Annotated in this window: 20 protein-coding genes, 1 tRNA gene and 1 pseudogene; 13 read left to right on the top strand and 9 right to left on the bottom strand. The window is 44.0% G+C overall.

Translation table 11 applies throughout. The features are described from left to right. Nucleotides 1-91 precede the first annotated feature (91 nt). A complete protein-coding gene (locus JCM11216_RS01665) occupies nt 92-1,531 on the bottom strand; it encodes a glycosyltransferase family 2 protein (RefSeq protein WP_243674788.1) in 1,440 nt (479 codons plus the stop codon). A 353-nt stretch (nt 1,532-1,884) separates the two neighbouring features. Between JCM11216_RS01665 and JCM11216_RS01660 the strand changes: the two genes are divergently transcribed. Next, nucleotides 1,885-2,610: a hypothetical protein gene (locus tag JCM11216_RS01660; RefSeq protein ID WP_243674787.1), complete on the top strand. Its 726-nt coding sequence runs from the start codon at nt 1,885-1,887 to the stop codon at nt 2,608-2,610. 33 nt (nt 2,611-2,643) lie between these two features. On the opposite strand, the gene JCM11216_RS01655 is transcribed toward JCM11216_RS01660, so the two are convergent. Both JCM11216_RS01655 and JCM11216_RS15035 read right to left on the bottom strand, forming a co-directional pair. Continuing rightward, nucleotides 2,644-3,534 (bottom strand): hypothetical protein, encoded by an 891-nt coding sequence (locus JCM11216_RS01655; protein ID WP_054853096.1) that lies wholly within the window; start codon nt 3,532-3,534, stop codon nt 2,644-2,646. Between the two features lie 498 nt (nt 3,535-4,032). Then, nucleotides 4,033-4,197, bottom strand: a complete 165-nt coding sequence (locus tag JCM11216_RS15035; RefSeq protein WP_243674786.1) for a hypothetical protein — start codon at nt 4,195-4,197, stop codon at nt 4,033-4,035. A gap of 13 nt (nt 4,198-4,210) precedes the next feature. Here JCM11216_RS15035 and JCM11216_RS01650 point away from each other — a divergent pair, with 13 nt between their 5' ends. Further along, entirely contained in the window at nt 4,211-4,603 is a 393-nt protein-coding gene (locus tag JCM11216_RS01650; protein WP_243674785.1) for a hypothetical protein, read from the top strand. Between the two features lie 304 nt (nt 4,604-4,907). Here JCM11216_RS01650 and JCM11216_RS01645 read toward each other — a convergent pair. Beyond that, nucleotides 4,908-4,982 (bottom strand) — tRNA-Met (locus JCM11216_RS01645). A gap of 322 nt (nt 4,983-5,304) precedes the next feature. Between JCM11216_RS01645 and JCM11216_RS01640 the strand changes: the two genes are divergently transcribed. Continuing rightward, a complete protein-coding gene (locus tag JCM11216_RS01640; protein WP_054853094.1) occupies nt 5,305-5,505 on the top strand; it encodes a hypothetical protein in 201 nt (66 codons plus the stop codon). A gap of 111 nt (nt 5,506-5,616) precedes the next feature. Here the strand turns inward: JCM11216_RS01640 and JCM11216_RS01635 are convergent, their stop codons facing one another. The 3 genes and pseudogenes from JCM11216_RS01635 to JCM11216_RS01630 form a co-directional block, all read right to left on the bottom strand. Further along, the gene (locus tag JCM11216_RS01635) at nt 5,617-6,570 is read right to left on the bottom strand and encodes an aryldialkylphosphatase (protein WP_054853143.1); all 954 of its coding nucleotides are present in this window, start codon (nt 6,568-6,570) and stop codon (nt 5,617-5,619) included. An 8-nt stretch (nt 6,571-6,578) separates the two neighbouring features. Beyond that, nucleotides 6,579-6,953 (bottom strand): hypothetical protein, encoded by a 375-nt coding sequence (locus JCM11216_RS15030; protein ID WP_243674837.1) that lies wholly within the window; start codon nt 6,951-6,953, stop codon nt 6,579-6,581. 3 nt (nt 6,954-6,956) lie between these two features. Beyond that, nucleotides 6,957-8,166 (bottom strand): annotated as a pseudogene (locus JCM11216_RS01630) (AMP-binding protein); the annotation flags it as partial. A gap of 310 nt (nt 8,167-8,476) precedes the next feature. On the opposite strand from JCM11216_RS01630, the gene JCM11216_RS01625 reads away from it, so the two are divergent. The 6 genes from JCM11216_RS01625 to JCM11216_RS15010 all read left to right on the top strand — a co-directional run bounded on the left by JCM11216_RS01625 (nt 8,477) and on the right by JCM11216_RS15010 (nt 12,415). Further along, nucleotides 8,477-9,970 carry a 4-hydroxyphenylacetate 3-hydroxylase N-terminal domain-containing protein gene (locus tag JCM11216_RS01625; RefSeq protein ID WP_054853093.1) on the top strand — a complete coding sequence of 498 codons (1,494 nt, stop codon included), beginning with the start codon at nt 8,477-8,479 and terminating at the stop codon, nt 9,968-9,970. Nucleotides 9,971-10,133: 163 nt separating this feature from the next. Then, a complete protein-coding gene (speE, locus tag JCM11216_RS01620; protein WP_054853092.1) occupies nt 10,134-11,027 on the top strand; it encodes a polyamine aminopropyltransferase in 894 nt (297 codons plus the stop codon). Between the two features lie 50 nt (nt 11,028-11,077). Further along, nucleotides 11,078-11,371 (top strand): aminotransferase class III-fold pyridoxal phosphate-dependent enzyme, encoded by a 294-nt coding sequence (locus JCM11216_RS15025; RefSeq protein ID WP_243674784.1) that lies wholly within the window; start codon nt 11,078-11,080, stop codon nt 11,369-11,371. Between the two features lie 150 nt (nt 11,372-11,521). Then, nucleotides 11,522-11,839 (top strand): aminotransferase class III-fold pyridoxal phosphate-dependent enzyme, encoded by a 318-nt coding sequence (locus tag JCM11216_RS15020; RefSeq protein WP_243674783.1) that lies wholly within the window; start codon nt 11,522-11,524, stop codon nt 11,837-11,839. 10 nt (nt 11,840-11,849) lie between these two features. Further along, complete coding sequence (locus tag JCM11216_RS15015; RefSeq protein ID WP_243674782.1) at nt 11,850-12,173, top strand: aminotransferase class III-fold pyridoxal phosphate-dependent enzyme; 324 nt, start codon at nt 11,850-11,852, stop codon at nt 12,171-12,173. A 59-nt stretch (nt 12,174-12,232) separates the two neighbouring features. After that, complete coding sequence (locus JCM11216_RS15010) at nt 12,233-12,415, top strand: hypothetical protein (protein ID WP_243674781.1); 183 nt, start codon at nt 12,233-12,235, stop codon at nt 12,413-12,415. On the opposite strand, the gene JCM11216_RS01610 is transcribed toward JCM11216_RS15010, so the two are convergent. Beyond that, nucleotides 12,412-13,287, bottom strand: a complete 876-nt coding sequence (locus JCM11216_RS01610) for a class I SAM-dependent methyltransferase (protein WP_054853091.1) — start codon at nt 13,285-13,287, stop codon at nt 12,412-12,414. The two genes, JCM11216_RS15010 and JCM11216_RS01610, sit on opposite strands and share 4 nt — an antisense overlap. Nucleotides 13,288-13,449: 162 nt before the next feature. Between JCM11216_RS01610 and JCM11216_RS15005 the strand changes: the two genes are divergently transcribed. The 3 genes from JCM11216_RS15005 to JCM11216_RS01600 all read left to right on the top strand — a co-directional run bounded on the left by JCM11216_RS15005 (nt 13,450) and on the right by JCM11216_RS01600 (nt 14,881). Further along, nucleotides 13,450-13,797 (top strand): hypothetical protein, encoded by a 348-nt coding sequence (locus tag JCM11216_RS15005; protein ID WP_243674780.1) that lies wholly within the window; start codon nt 13,450-13,452, stop codon nt 13,795-13,797. 59 nt (nt 13,798-13,856) lie between these two features. Further along, on the top strand, nt 13,857-14,210 hold the full coding sequence (locus JCM11216_RS15000) for a hypothetical protein (protein WP_243674779.1): 354 nt from the start codon (nt 13,857-13,859) through the stop codon (nt 14,208-14,210). A 263-nt stretch (nt 14,211-14,473) separates the two neighbouring features. Then, nucleotides 14,474-14,881: a DUF86 domain-containing protein gene (locus JCM11216_RS01600; protein ID WP_243674778.1), complete on the top strand. Its 408-nt coding sequence runs from the start codon at nt 14,474-14,476 to the stop codon at nt 14,879-14,881. A 25-nt stretch (nt 14,882-14,906) separates the two neighbouring features. On the opposite strand, the gene JCM11216_RS01595 is transcribed toward JCM11216_RS01600, so the two are convergent. Then, on the bottom strand, nt 14,907-15,344 hold the full coding sequence (locus JCM11216_RS01595; RefSeq protein WP_054853090.1) for a hypothetical protein: 438 nt from the start codon (nt 15,342-15,344) through the stop codon (nt 14,907-14,909). Between the two features lie 231 nt (nt 15,345-15,575). On the opposite strand from JCM11216_RS01595, the gene JCM11216_RS01590 reads away from it, so the two are divergent. Next, nucleotides 15,576-16,355, top strand: a complete 780-nt coding sequence (locus JCM11216_RS01590; protein WP_054853089.1) for a hypothetical protein — start codon at nt 15,576-15,578, stop codon at nt 16,353-16,355. Nucleotides 16,356-16,396 lie beyond the last annotated feature (41 nt).

Raw genomic sequence — 16,396 nt, 5'->3', positions numbered from 1 at the left:
CGATATTAATGGGCGATGCATTAATAGGAAGATTATGCCCAACACCAGCATTATTAACATAACTGACTGTTCAATAATGATTCTCCCGGTCTCAAGCTCGGGAAGCCTTGGGTGTCCTCATCCAGGGTATGTCGGATATGGCTGATTTCGTTAAGTAAAACACCAGTGGGTATGTGAGTGCATAAACTGTTAAGCCACCTACTATTAATGCCTTGAAGGTATCTAGAATATTGTAACCAAGCCTGCGGCCTATATCTAGTAATTGAATTATCATGACTAGGCCCAGAATGTCTGAGGCAATCATTAATATTAATACTGGAAGCGGTGGTATTAATACACCTATTAACTGCATGAATAGGGATAGTACCATTAAGGCCAGGCCTATGTAGGCAGTTGGGTACTTAATTAACCATAGCATTAAATCAATGTAGTTCAGGAAACCCATTGATAATGCCCTTCTGGCGTATTTCCTGAGGGCCCATATATCGTTAGTGGCCCATCTAATGGTCTGCGACCTAAATGCATAGTATGTGCTGGGCACCTCGGTCACCGCGTATACATCCATTAACCCAATCCTACCTCTACTTAGCAAGACCCTAATGGCTAAGTCAATATCATCAGCCTTGCAGTGGCATAAACCGCCGTATTTCATGAAAGTCGACTTAAGCATAGTTAAATTATTACCTATGAGCATGTAGAAGCCTCTTCTCGTCCTAATCATTGCCCTACCCACTACCTGAACCATGGCCAATACATTAAATAATATGGTCAAGGCCCTACTGAACTTGGTCGAGACCTTAGGAAGCCCAAGGAACGGGGGGGCTCCCACCACGTCATAACCAGCCGCTAAGTAATCCAAGGCCCTCCTAAAGTACTCCCTAGGAAGCTTAGTGTCAACGTCCAGGATCGTTATGACGTCTCCCGTGGCTAGAGACGCGGCGTAGTTAACGGCACCACCCTTATAACCAACGGGCCTATCCCTTCTAATAACCCTGTAATCTAGGTTAATTCCCTTTAGCGTTAGCCCTAAGGCGTTGTTAAGTTCCTTAACGTAAGCCTCATCATCATCAGACACTATGATAACCTCAAGCAGGTTTAAGGGGGGGTAATCCACATTTAGAAGCCCCTTAATAACCTCAACAACTGCATCAATCGGTTCATTCTTAATGGGTATTATAACCGATATCCTGGGTAACGGATCAACAGCGGCCGGACCTATGGTCCTGCCTTTCGTGAAGCCATAAGCCGAATGCACAATTGATAGTAATTGAATTAATATAAAGATCAAAAATATGCTGTAGATAACGTAAACTATTTTAAGACTGGGTATGTATGATTTAGGGACTTGATTTGTGGTGACGCCTATTGACGAGTTGATTTGATTCACATAATACGTGCTATTGCTGATCACGACGTGCATGTACTCCACATCACTATTAACTGCATCCTCGATATTCCTAAAAACATTAATAATGGAAAAAAACGAGATGGAACTTCCATTAACCATTAACTTCATAAAGCTTAACAACATTATCATATATTACACGATAAAGATTTATTTAAGATTTACCCCCCCAACGATACTCACACCCTAAAGATAAAAGAAGAGTATTTACATGCCTCAATCAAAATATATCTAATAAAATAATTATTATATAGGCAGAAATTTTAGGTGATATGGCGTAGAGTATATTATACTACCTAGTATAAATTTATAGTGGAAGAAGAAATTAATTTTTATATTAATTTTGAATAATATTCAAAGTAAATTATTATTAATTATTTTTGTATCTTTAAGTAAGTTTTTAAATGATAAGTATAACCTATATTGTGCAACTTAAAAAGTACTACCTTGATAATGATTTACAATTTTTATTAGCGATCATGACTAGGCTATTGCTTTATTCTCCCTGCGCCAGGTTCACCGAATTAATGAGGCTCACATCATGGCATCAACAGAGGCTCTCAAGGGCATTAGGTAGGGGGGGTATTGGCATGGGGGGGATCATCATTAGGTGCGTTGATGGTGAGGGGGGGTATGACCTTGCATTACCCATATCGCGTAGGAGCCTTATTAGAAGAGGAAGGATAACACTTAATGTTAATGGTTTTGCGAGTAATTACCTAACCATGAAGCACAGCGTTTCCATAACGATGCAGAACACGGGCCTTACAGACATAAACAACGTTTTTGTTAGGGTTTATGGCGACATTGACTGGAACGAACCACTGAGATTCAGATGCGGGGATGCGAAGGCGGTGGAGAAACTGGAGAGAGATAAGTGCCCAATAAACATATGCAATCTAGTTTTTAATCTAGGTAAATCAATGGCCCCCCCAGGAAGCACCTTCAACTATAACTACTCATTCAACCTATACTACTACCCACCAAGGGATTACTTCAGCCTAGATATACTCAACAACATTAAGTATGTCTCAATAAGGATACCGAGGAGCTACGGCATAAATGGGCGAATAAGCCTAGGCGATGTGGAACTAACGGGCTATGGCTCAGTGAGGACCAGCATAAGTAGGAAGTATAACATAGTCCATGGAGTATCATTAACGCCACCAGGAGTACTAAAAATACCAATACAAATAGAGTCATAGGACTTTTTAATCATGGAAATGCAAATGAACCAATTAACTATTAATTGTTACACCCGAGCACGTATTGGCTGAGCCAATGGGTATCGCAGTCTCACCCATTACCGGGTTTGCCGTAAACCCTGTGCAAAATGGGGCTCCGTTTACATAGAAGTAATGGGTGCCATCAGTCAACCATAATACTATATAAATGGGGGGGCCACATCCCTGATAACCATACGGATAACCATTATAACCACAACTATTTTGACTATTGGGAGCACTCTGAATTGCGGTTATATATAACGGCTTTCCATTATACGTGATGGTTAACTGCGTCTGCGTTGGTGTTAATATGGCCACATTCTCAGGTTTCTTAAGAGTTAATGTGATTGAGTTCTCTCCCATGAAGACTAATGTACCCTGTGGTAAAGATGAACCTTGTATACTTGTTATAGGTTGTGGACTAATGAGTAAGTAAAATATTGTCGGAGTTTGCGTGGTAAAGACATACGTGCCTGGGTCAAGCGATGAATTCGTATAAGGCGTATACATTCCCATGGAGATACCGTAATAAGTACCTGGAGGTAATGTTGTTTGTGTTCCTGAGGTCGTATAGGGAGCCTGCATTGATACGCATTCGTTGTACTCGGTCTGCAGGTTCGTGTAATTAATCATTAGTGAGTTGTACATGGACTGCACGGTGTTGTATTGACTTTGGAGTGATGTGTATCGTGATTGCAGGGTATTGTAGCTGTTTTCCAGGTTCGTGTAGTTGGTCATTAATGAGTTGTACCTGGAAAGTAATTCACTATACTCAGTCTCAAGCGATTGAAATTCAGGCCTATAGCTTAGTACTGACGTGTACCATTGATACGCAAAGAAAACAGAAACAATTGCCAGAACAACCACGGCAACCAACAGCCCAGCCATACCCATATTCATCAATCAACCACCATATCTCTTTATTTCTGATACGTATTTAAGGAATCGTCACGAAAAACCGTGACAAAAACCCTGGGTTACTGTGATGGTTTTTCTCAATAAATTAAATGTTATTTGATAATAAGGGCTCATTTTCTCCTTAGTTTTAAAGCCTCAATAACTATTATCACTATGAGTAGTGAGTAGTATTATTACGGCAATTATTAAGTCAATAAGTAATGAATTGAGGGCGAAGATGCCTATGGCTTGTTTGGATTGCGATTGATAGCTAGGTGCCTGTGCGAAGTATACGGTGATGATTACATTTCCATTACTTACAGTAACTTACCACTGGATGGCGTTGGCGCATAATTACTTACGCTGGGTATTGTAAATTGATAATACCCATTAGGTTCATTAAACACTATCTCAGTCTCCGTTATTAACGGTACCTCTGTTATAGCTAATATTACTGTGGACGCATATTCAAGTCCTTGGCTATGACCCTTCCAATGAGCATGTTTATATCGTAACGGTCGGCTCGGCATCCATTTCAGTTATTGATAATACTTCAGTCATAGCGAATATAGATGTTGTTGAAACCCCGGTCTCCATTGCGTATGACCCAATGAATGGGTGTATATACGTGGTAAACTCCGGGTCTGTCAGCTTATCAATAATTAACACATACGCTCAGTACGTGGTGTCATTCATAGAATCTGCTTCCGCCAGGTACTACGTGTCCGTAACCCTAGATGGACAGACCAAGTATTCCTCCCATTCAACCATAACCTTTAATGTAACCGCCGGAACATACAACTATAGTATTACGCCAATAAGTGGATACTCGGTAATGCCATCATCAGGAACAATAACAATAACAAGTAATAATCTGCAAGTACAGGTAACCTTCAAGTCATTACCTAGCCCCCCCACCACATCGCCAACCCCCCCCTCAAGTCCTCAACCGCCAAAACCAATCAACGTATTCATCACGCCACTTACTGCAGTAATACTCGTTGCGCTCATCGTTATAGTGCTGATACTAATAATGAGAAGAAAAACGTATGGAAGCAAGGTAAGCAGTGCATAGGGTGGGACTATGTCGGTCTCCTCCACTGTCATATTACTTTTGGCATTTGTAGTTGCCCTTTTATTATCAATGTCTGTTTGTTGGTTTGGTATTGGTTTATCAATTGCATTGGTAATAGCTGGCGTATTTATCATGCATAGCTGGATATTCGTAGTATTAGGTGTCATAATATTCATATTATCCGCATTGACGAGCTGTAAAAAGAAATGAACAAAAATAATTAATATCTTTTTACTTTAAAATAATTCAACATCGCCTTTTGTTTTAATTTAAATTATTTTGATCTAGATTTAAGTTATGGTAGCGGGGGGGCGGATTTGAACCGGGGACCTCGGGGTTATGAGCCCCCCCGCAGGCTACCAGGCTACCCTACCCCCCCGCTGGTTTATGGGTCCTTCCCTATGCTTTTAAGGCTTTCGGTCTATCTATATGTGGTTCCTAACGAGTGCTATGGTATTGGGTATGATTATCACCTGCCCTGTTTTTCATGATTTTAACTAATTGTAGCCTATTCCTTCAATGGGTTTAGGTATGGCATTAAGGCGATCTGTACCTTAATTATTCTAGGATTCTGTTCGTGTCGTGACCATGGCATTTAATGTTATTAGCAATTTCACATAAAACTGACTAAGTGTATAAATAACAATATCTGTATTAAGATATAGAAAAATTTAAAAATCAAATAAATCAAATGAAAACGTATGTTTCGGAACAAGTCAGTTGGGCGACCAGGTTCGTGCTCGGTTACTGATTTAATAGATGAGGCCTTGAGGATTATTGCACATGGTAGGGCTGGATTAATGAGTAAGGACGAGGCCTTGGATAGACTATGGGAGTTGCTTGTTAATGTTGAGTATGAGTTGAGTAGGGGCTCCATGCGGGTTGAGGAGTTAAGGAATTGATTGCCTAAGCTATGGCTATTGTTACTTAGTCCTTATGGTATTTACATTGTTTTCGACGCTGAAGGTGCGATATGGGTGCCTTCATGTTTTAATTCTTGGAATTAATGGTTATTAGGGTGTTCCAGTGAATATTTTTCTTGGGTTGTCCATGAGTATTTTGTCTATTTGCTCTTGGGTTACGCCCTCGTTCTTCAACCTTGGTATTACCTTCTCGAAGATTAGTGTCATTGACCAGTCTGGCACCGTGCTCTTAACAACCTCTGGTGGGTACCAGTCAATGGTTGGGCAGTAATCATGAGAGAGGAGTAACTGGTCGACCCAACCCCTCCTTATCAACTCAACCGTGGTCTTAACCCTCTTCTCGAGTGGTAAGTATGTATCTAGGCCGAACCTGTCGAGACCTACGAATGCCCCCCCAGTCCTCAGTATCTGCTCTATGTATGAAATATCGTCCGTATCACCTACATGCCCAATTACTGTTCTAGAAAAGTCTACACCCTCCTCCCTAAAGATCCTGATTAATTCAAGGCTTGACTTATTACCAACAAATGAGTGGGTGATTATCGGGACGCCGGTTTTGATGTGAGCCCTCGCCGCGGCCCTAATGGCCATCTCCACATCACTGGTTAGTCCAGGTGAGTCAATAACGGCCTTAACAAACGCAGCCCTTGTATTAGTTCCTTGAATACCAATGGTTATATCATGAATAAATGCATCAACGAGCGAATCAATGCCTCTGTTTCTGAAGTAGAACGGTAATTCCGTGTATGTGTAGAAGCCTGTGCCCATTATTATGTTAATGCCGGTTGCCTTCGCGACCCTCTCATCAAACTTAACATCCCTACCCAACCCAGCTACCGTGAGGTCTATGATCGTCTTAACGCCATACCTCTTGGCCGCATTTACGGCGTCGATGGCCCTCCTAAGCTCCTCATCCTCATTGTACAAGTGCGGCCAGTTCCAACGAACAACCTCAGTGGTTACCTTAAGGTGTTCGTGGAATAACGTTATACCCATGTCACCTGGGTTTATCTCACCTCCACCAACGATTGGTACCTTGCTCATACCACGGCTCATTGCTTACCACCCACCTTCTTCCTCTCTTGCTCCTGAAGTAATCTCCAATCGATTTTACCCGTAGCTGTCTTTGGCAATGAATCCACGAACTCCACAACCCTTGGATACTCATACGCCGACATCCTCTCCCTAGCCCACTGTATTATGTCCTCGGGCTTCACCTTGCCCCCCCTGTATTCCGGCTTAAGGACCACGTATGCCTTGACCTCCTCGCCAACCCTTACATCGGGTATCGCCACTACGGCAACCTCAAGAACGGCTGGGTGCATGTACAGTATGTTCTCAACCCTGTACGGCCAGACCTTATAACCAGCCCTATTAATCATCCTCTTAATCCTATCAACGTAGAAGAAGTAACCCTCATCATCCATATAAACAACATCGCCAGTCCTAAAGTAAAGCTTACCATTAATTTCAATAAACGCCTCCCTAGTCTCCTCAGGCTTCTTCCAATAACCCTTAAACACATTCGGTCCCCTAACCACGAGTTCCCCCCCGTCTTACCCACCGGCAGAACCTCCTTTGTGTCCGGGTCAATCACAAGGGCGTCTGTGCAGGGTTGTGGAATACCGAGGTCACTACCAATCTTGACCCTGTGAGGTGGGTTAACGTGGGTTTGCGAGAAGGTCTCAGTAAGTCCATAACCAGCCAGGTAATCAAGCCCCGTTAACTCCTTAAACCTCTTGGCGACGGCCTCGGGCATTGGCGCGCCACCTCCACCGGCCAGTATTAATGATGATAGGTTCCTCTTCTCAATACCTGGCATTGCCAATAAATCAACAACCATGGTGGATATACTCGTCCAATGAGTTATCCCATATTTCTCAATGGCGTCGACGCAGTCTCCCTGTCCCAAGTAGTCATTAGTACCATTGTTGAACCAGCATAGAGGGGCACAAGCACAGAATGCACCAGGCCGGTCACGTGGAATATGGGCAATACCGTTAATACAATACCACTCGGTGCAATATTATACCAAACCGCCGCATTTAGCGTAGACGCCCACATGGTACCGTGACTATGCATAACGCCCTTAGGAATACCCGTTGTGCCTGATGTGTAAGGGATTGCGGCGAGGTCCTCATACGTAACCTTCACGGTGGGTGGATTGCCGTTGAATGCCATGGCATCCCTCCAATTAATAACTCCCTGAGGAACCTCGGGATCCGTAAGCATTAATTGGGGAAGCTTGAGCTCAGGCTTTTCAGGTAGGTAATCCCTATATCTGCCGGCAATTACGTACTTAAGTGATGGGACCTTATCCTTAACACTGAGTAATCTAGGTAGTAACTGTGTTAGTGTTATCACAGCCTTAGCTCCAGTTTCCTTCAATATGTACTCGAGCACATCAGGTGCGACCAATGGGTTTATTGGCACAGCAATTGCATTGGCCCTTAGGATGCCGAAGAATGATATTACCCAGTGGGGGGGTGTATTTAGCATGTAAATGGCAACCCTATCACCCCCCCTATCAATACCAAGGTTGTAGAGAAACGCCGAGAGCCTAATTATTGAGTCCCAAAGCTCTGAGTACTTAATCCTAAACCCGTAGTAAATGATAACGTCCTTACCTGGATACCTCATTGCTGAAACTTCAACGATATTGAATAAGGGAACCCTCGGGTAATCCATCCTTCTTGTAACCCTAGGAGGCCAGAACCTAAACCAGGGCCTGTCATCATGAGTCTCGCATATGTAATCCCCCTCGGGTATGACCTGAACCTCAGTATCACCTACCTGTTTTGTGATTAGTTCCATGTTTTACATTTTATCATTTTGTTATTAAAGATTAGCATTATATATTTCACCTAATTTATTACACTATATTATAAATAACTATATATTTACTATACTAAGCAGTTTAATTAACAACCCTACTCACTATATTGCTTGTATGGTTAGGTCTCCTGAGGATTATGTTAATAGTTTGCGTGATGGTAGGGTCGTTTATTATAGGGGGGGTAAGCCCGTAGATGATGTTACTAGGCATGAGGTTCTGAGGGTCGCGATTAATCACGCCCTTGAGCTCTACAAGTGGCAGGCGGATCCTGAGTTAAGGAGATACTTAACATATGATGATACTCAGTATGGAACCATAAGCAGGTTCTATAAGGTGCCCAGGAGCCCCAGTGATTTAATTGAGAGGTTCAGGTTGATCTACAACACAACACTGCTTGGTAGGGGGGGCATGTTCAATATAATGAAGACCATTGGTTCAGACGCATTGTTCGGCCTCATGATAGCATCCAAGCAACTTGATAGGGCGAGGGGGGGCACTAATTACTATGATAGGGTCATGAGGTATTATGAACATGTGGTTAAGGATGATATCACAATTGCCGTTGCCCAGACCGACGTTAAGGGCGATAGGATGCTCAGGCCTTATCAGCAGGAGGACCCTGACCTTTACGTCCACATTGTTGGTAGGGAACCTGACGGAATAATTGTCAGGGGGGGTGCCAAGGTTCACACGACGCAGTCCATCGCGGCTAACGAACTCATTGTCCTGCCATACAGGAATATGGTTAAGGAGGACGCCGACTACGCAGTTGCATTTGCAACGCCGGTCAATGCCAAGGGTATTGTCTTGATACCGAGACCGCTGAGGGAGGTTGAGATTAACATGCTCGGTGATGAATTCCCAATGGGTAAGACCAATGTGGAGGTTGAGACGTTAACCATATTCGACAATGTTAAGGTACCAAATGACAGGGTATTCCTGGCTGGCGAGTATGAGTTCGCTGCACCGTACGGACTAACCTTCGCGCTCTATCACAGGTTCACGGCGATATCCTACAGGGCCGCCCTGGCTGATATAATACTTGGCTATGCAAAGCTCTTTGCTGAGTATAACGATGTTGAGACTGCGTCCCACATTAGGAGGGATATCGTTGACATAATAACGTATAAGGAGTACCTAGTATCCAGCGCCATAGCCTCAGCCGAGAAGTGCATTAAGGATCCAAACACGGGCATTTGCATACCAAACCCAATATACACAAACGTGGGCAAGCTAACGGCTAATGCCAAGTACCTAGACGCCATTAAGGACATGATAGACGTAGCCGGAGGCCTACTGGCGGACATACCATCAACAAGCGAGTTAAGCAACCCAACCGAGGAGAAGTACATGGTTAAGTACCTGGCTGGTAAGAGGGGGGGCACGGACTCAAGGGTCAGGATAAGGCTCTTCCAGGTTGCTCGCGAATTCCTATCGGCCCTCGGCGCCCTGCTCTCGGTTGGTATGATACACGCGGAGGGTTCAATAGAGGCAAGCGTAATAGAGCTCTACAGGTCGTACAACTACGACATAAGCAAGATGGCTGCGCTATACAACGCAGACCTGGCTAAGATTGATGATGTGAAGAAACTACTGGAATGGTGGTGAATCAAGCATTCATTAAATCCCCCCCGTTAAAATATGGTCTCCCCCCCTACTTATTTATGCTTCCATAATCAGCGTGGTGCTTGACCATAAATAATGTTTAAAAGTCGAGCTAGGTAATTCACATGATGAGTCTCGAGAGGATGAGTAAGGAGGTACGTGGTTTATTGAGTTTAACACACCATTTAGTTACCATGTTAGGGGTATTAGGAGGGTTCTGTATAGTGGTGTTACCAAGTATCAGAGGATTGCAATTGTCGAGTTTGAGGACTTGGGTAAGGCATTGGTGCTCGATGGTAAGATACAGAGTTCGTTGTATGACGAGTTCGTTTATCACGAATCGCTCGTTCACCCAGCAATGATAACGCATCCAAACCCGAGGAGGGTGCTCATTCTTGGTGGCGGCGAGGGTGCTACGGCTAGGGAGGTGCTTAGGCATAGGAGTGTTGAGGAGGTGATCATGGTCGATATTGATGATGAGGTGATTAGGCTCGTTAAGGAGTACCTACCTGAGATGAGCCAGGGCGTATTTAATGATCCAAGGTTTAAGCTGGTGCTTCAGGATGGTAGGAAGTTCCTTGAGGAATCAAGGGATAGGTATGACGTGATAATACTGGACCTTACAGACCCACTTGAGGGTGGTCCATCATACCTACTATACACGATTGAGTTCTACAACATTGTTAGGGATAAGCTAAGTGATGATGGTATAATGGTGACCCAAGCCACGTCAACGACGTACTCCATAAGGACCTTCGCCACGATTTACAGGACTGTCGCTTCGGTATTCCCAATAGTCAGGGCTTACCAGGTGTACATGCACTCCTTCGATAGTACGTGGGGGGGCTTCGTAATTGGATCTAAGAGGTATGACCCAGCAATATTATTGCCCGATGAGGTTAATAATAGAATTAAGGAGAGGATAGTTGGTGAACTCAGATTTTATGAAGGTGATATACATAGGGCATTATTCACGTTACCAAGGCATGTAAGGGCCATTTTAAACGACGAAACCATAAAGCCCGCAACAGACAAAAACCCAACATTCCTACCCGCCTAAGCCCTCTAATACCGTTAAAGTTATAATAATGTCAAAATTACCTATTGTGTATGGACGATTATGTTAGTCGAACTGTTCGCGAACATTTATTTAGCACTTGGCGTAAACAGAGGGGGGGTTGGGAACCACTGAACATTGTTAGGGCTGAGGGTGTTTACTTCTATGATTCCCAGGGTAGGAAATACCTGGACTTCTCTTCCCAATTTGTCAACGTCAATCTTGGTTATGGTAATGAAAACGTGATCAACGCCATCAAAAAACAACTCGAAACCCTACAATACATATCCCCCCCGTCTTTGCCACGGAGGTCAAGGCCAAGGCTGCCAGGGCATTGCTCGAGATAATGCCTGAGGCTTAACGAAGTTCTTCTTCTCAACGTCGGGTACCGAGGCCAATGAGGCTGCGGTTAAGATCGCCAGGCTCTATAAGAAGCCTGCCTACAAGGTCATCGTTAGGTATAGGTCGTACCATGCTCCACACTTGCCTCAATATCCATGACAGGCGATTATAGGCGTTGGTTCATTGAGCCACACACAATGCATGGTGTTGTCAGGGTGCCTGAGCCATACTGCTACAGGTGCCCACTCGGCCTTAAATACCCTGAGTGCGGCTTGGCATGCGTTAATTACGTGGATTACGTCATTAAGAATGAGAAGAATGTGGCCGCGATACTTGTTGAGCCAATAACCGGCACTAACGGCGTCGTCGTTCCACCCAAGGAGTACCTACCAACGCTTAAGAGGATTGCGGAGGATAATGACGTGTTATTCATTGCTGATGAGGTTATGACTGGTTGGGGGCCGTGTCGGTGATTGGTGGGCCGTGAACCTATGGGGTGTTAAGCCGGACATGTTAACAACGGCTAAGGGTGCGTCGGCCTCGTATGTACCCATCGGAATAACGGCCGTGAGTAAGAGAATCGCTGATTACTTCGAGGATGAGTTCTTCGCGCATGGACACACCTTCGAGGCTCACCCAGTCTCCTTGGCGGCGATACCCGCGGTCATTGAGGAGTATAGGAGACTTGACTTGCTTAGTCATGTCAGGGCCATGGGCGAGTACTTGAGTAAGAGACTTGAGGAGTTGAAGGAGAGGCACAAGAGCATTGGCGATGTTAGGGGGCGTCGGGTTGTTCTGGGCCATTGAATTCATTAAGGATAGCAGGAAGACGCCCTTCGGCACGTATGAGGATAAGTACAGGGGGCGTGGCTACGCCGGTTGATAAGCTCGCCGCCGAGTTACTTAGCATGGGTGTTTATGTGTTTAGTGGTCCGTCCTGGTTCATAATAGCGCCGCCCCCCCTAGTAATAACCAGGGAGCAGATTGATGAGGGTATCGATAAGATAGACCAAGTGGTTAAGAAGCTCGACGAGCAATACCAGGGTTAAGAACCTAATTTCCTACTGACAATGAGGAATGTGGTGGCCACGTACTTAAAGGGCATATACCTACCCAGCACCCTATCAAATGAGTACAATAGTGATGCTGCCTTAGTAATTCTACCGCTACTCCATTGATGCATCCTTGATGGAATTATATTCGAAAGTACGTGAATACCCCCCCTGAGACTCACGACCTCAAATCCATAACTACTCAGTATGTCAAGCAATTCCCTAATTGTGAAGAATCTAAAGGGTATTGCCTCATTACCATTACCATACCAATAACCCACGTGACCCCCCCTACCTTTAATTAAGCCCTTAAGGAAACCCTTAATTGATATACCACCGAGTAACGCCTCATAGGCCATGTCGGGGGGGCATACCAAGTTATCAACATCAAACAGTAAATAGCCACCATTACTTAAAACCCTCGAAACCTCCCTGAAGGCCTCCTCAGACTTTACGATATGGTTGAAGACACTTCCATACGCCACAACAGCGTCGAAAAACCCAGCCCTAAACGGCAACCTAACGGCATCACCCTGCACCGGGTCACTGCATCTCTTGGATCTAACGCACTTAGTTAGCGATACACGGGATATGTCTAGACTGACAACGTGATATCCACGCTTCCTAAGTAGCATCGTCCAAATGCCAGTACCGCTACCTAGATCAAGGACTTTACTGTGTATCTTGATGCCATCAAAATAGTTTCCAAATATTTCGTATAATTCATTATACAAATGCCTATAATACTGGGAAAATCTTAGAAAAATTCTTTCATAAACAGGGGGGGCTAACTCATCATAAACTGTACCTATAACTGATTCGTAACTAGACGATTGATCGTCACCCTCCACCTCAACCTCCCAATTCATAACTAGGTACTTCTGACTTAATAAAGTCTTCTATCACGTAAATATAGTATATATTTAATGGCACCAAGCCTTGATGCTATTTCACAAACATAAAATGAGCCGACCATGGCACATACCCATGAAAATAAAAGTTTTATAAGTCCACGGCTTACTATGATCGTAATGTCGCAGGATATCATTGAGAGGAAGATTAAGAGGGGGGGCTTGGCTATTGTTGATGCATGCGAAGGTAATAAGTTAACATGTAGGCTACTTGGTGGCGTTGCCATAGCCTATTTGGTTCGTGACGTATATCCTGAGGTGCCGGCATTAATACGCGAACCTAAGGACATAGACATAGCAGCGCATAGGAGGGATTCGGGGAAGTTAACCAAGACCCTTGAGGGACTTGGCTTGAGGGCTGATGTCAGGTTTAACGCGCTTCATGGTGCGGAGAGACTTAGGTTCTTTGATACCCAAATGAACATGAGGTTGATGTTTTCCTCGACATCTTTAGGGAGAGCCACGTAATAGAGCTTAAGGATAGGCTCGAGAAGTTCAGCCCAACAATACCACCAAGTGACCTATTAATGACGAAGTTCCAGGTCTGGGAGATTAATGAGAAGGACCTCAAGGACATAGTTGCCATGCTCCATAAGTTCGAGCTTGGCGATAGGGATGACATGAGCACCATAGACCTGGGCAGGATAGTAGAACTGACATCAGACGACTGGGGACTCTACAAGACGACCACAGTAAACATAGAGAGGACGCTGAATTACCTAAACACCATTGAACTGCCGGGGAAGGTCAAGGACAAGGTCGTGAACAACCTAAATAGGATTAGGGAGGCCATGGATAGGGCGCCAAAGAGCATGAAGTGGAGAATGAGAGCAGCCATTGGAGAGAGGGTTAGGTGGTACGAAACACCTGAGGAGACTTAAACAACCCTGCATAACGTTATCTCCCTACCCATACTTCCACGTTAATTCATCAATAATCCTACCCAACATATTGCTGATTTAAAAGCCCATTCAGTTTAAAGGGGGGGCAAAAATACGGAAATAGCTACTTCATGAAATGAAACCCACATACGCATTATTAATCATAGCCTCAGCACACTACGCATATCAATACCTAACAAAGCCCACGACACAGCCAGGTTAGTAATTACGTAATTGCTTACGTAAGCGGTATTGAATTAACGATGAACGCAAAAGTCGGTAAGCGTGATAGGTACGGCGTTAATGAGTTAATCAGTGATTATGTGCTACTGAACGCTATACTGCACATGCTTCAGGTTGCAATACAGGCGTTAATTGACATGGGCTCGCACATAATGGTTGAGAAGGGCCTTAAGGCGCCATCTACGTACTCAGAGGTACCCATTTACCTGAGCCAGGCCGGTGTTATAAGTGGTGATGATTCAAAGGTCTTTAGGAGGATGATTGGCTTCAGGAACGTCCTAGTGCATAACTATTCGCAGGTCTCCATTGATGCCCTCCGTGAAATACTGGCTGAGGCCCTTTACAGGGACTTATTGAGGATTGCCCTTAGCTTTATGATTACGCCGTGGGTAATAGCATCGATGCGTAATTCATTGCCTTGGCATTAACATTATGATCATCGTGTTGGTCTCGTTAACATTCGTTGAGTATTACTGCACGGTTATGGTACCTACTAAATGCGTTATTCCGGTACGAGACCAGGGTGTCGACCTCATCGACATTCCTCTTAATAACCGCTAATAAATCACCTAATCGACCCACGCAACTCACCAACCTCCTCCTAATCAACTCATTAAATCCATTAACCCGTAAAAACACTTGGTAATCACCATAAAGACTAATTGCCCTAACAACCTCCCTAATGAATACCCCCCCACGATCACCAATGTAAACGGGCACGCCCTGAGTCAAAGCCCTAAACCTAACCTCAAAGGGCAGTAACGGGTCATTAAGCACGGCAACGTCAATCCTACCCTCAGGAAAGCCCAAAGCCAGGGCAAGGTCACTAATGAACGTTGGTAACACATCAATAATATCAACACCATCCCTAAACAATACGGCAACATCCACATCACTAAGGGGGGGCCAAACACGCCATAAACCAACGAACCAAAAAGCACGGCAAAGCGAATAAAATCCTTAATAGTTATTAATAATTAAATCCCTAACAACACTCAACACCTTAAGGCATTGCTCACTGCATGCATTCATTTAAAATCAAGGGCAATAGCCAATTTAAAAGGACTTATAGCCAAGCATGAATGTATAAAGAATTTAAGAATACCCTAGGAAATACTCAAAATGATTAGGCGAATCAGTACCAGGACATTGCTAATAGTAATCATTGTAGTGTTGGTAATTACTGATGCATACTCAATTTACATATACTTACTGGCACCGCCATTACCCTACGTAAAGGTGCTTGGTTATTATGGGGATTATGACGTAGCCAGTGTGTATAAAGGCGTACTAGTACTTTATGATGTATCGCTGGCTTCAATAGACCTTAAGGGAGTGAATATAACCAGTGGTAAGTATATTTGGATGAAGACCATCTACGTACCAGGCCTCCTTCCACTAATACGCTTCATACCAATTGGTAATAAATTGTTCATCACGACGTATAATCTTTATGGAGGTATATATAATGACCTGGAGTCACCGATTGTTGTTAACGCAACCATAATTAACATATTTACGGGAAAAATTATTAACCATACGGTACTGGCGGCAGCATCATCAACGAGGTATTACATGGCTATGGATGCCATAGATAATGACGTGTATGTGGTGATAATACCATTGAGTGATCCATTAAGGCCCGTAAACACTACGGTAATTGACATCAAGTTGTTAAGCAGGGAACCATACGGCATTGAGGTTTGGCGTACTGAGGTTATTAATTCCTGTATACCATTCTCAATAGCTGTGACTGGAATCAAGAGGTTTGGTAATTACGTCGTAATAACAGTATCGTGCAATGATAAACCTCTCACATACGTGTTAAATGCAAGTAATGGAAAGTTAATGCTAAGGGCTGACGTGGCTCAAGCGTGTACGGCATTGCCGGAAACACATTAATTTATCAGTGTGGAGGTAAAATTTGTGGGTTAGATTTCATT

The sequence above is a fragment of the Vulcanisaeta distributa JCM 11216 genome, assembly GCF_001315985.1.
Classification (GTDB): Archaea; Thermoproteota; Thermoprotei; order Thermoproteales; family Thermocladiaceae; genus Vulcanisaeta; species Vulcanisaeta distributa_E.
This window is presented reverse-complemented; position numbering and strand designations above follow the sequence as displayed.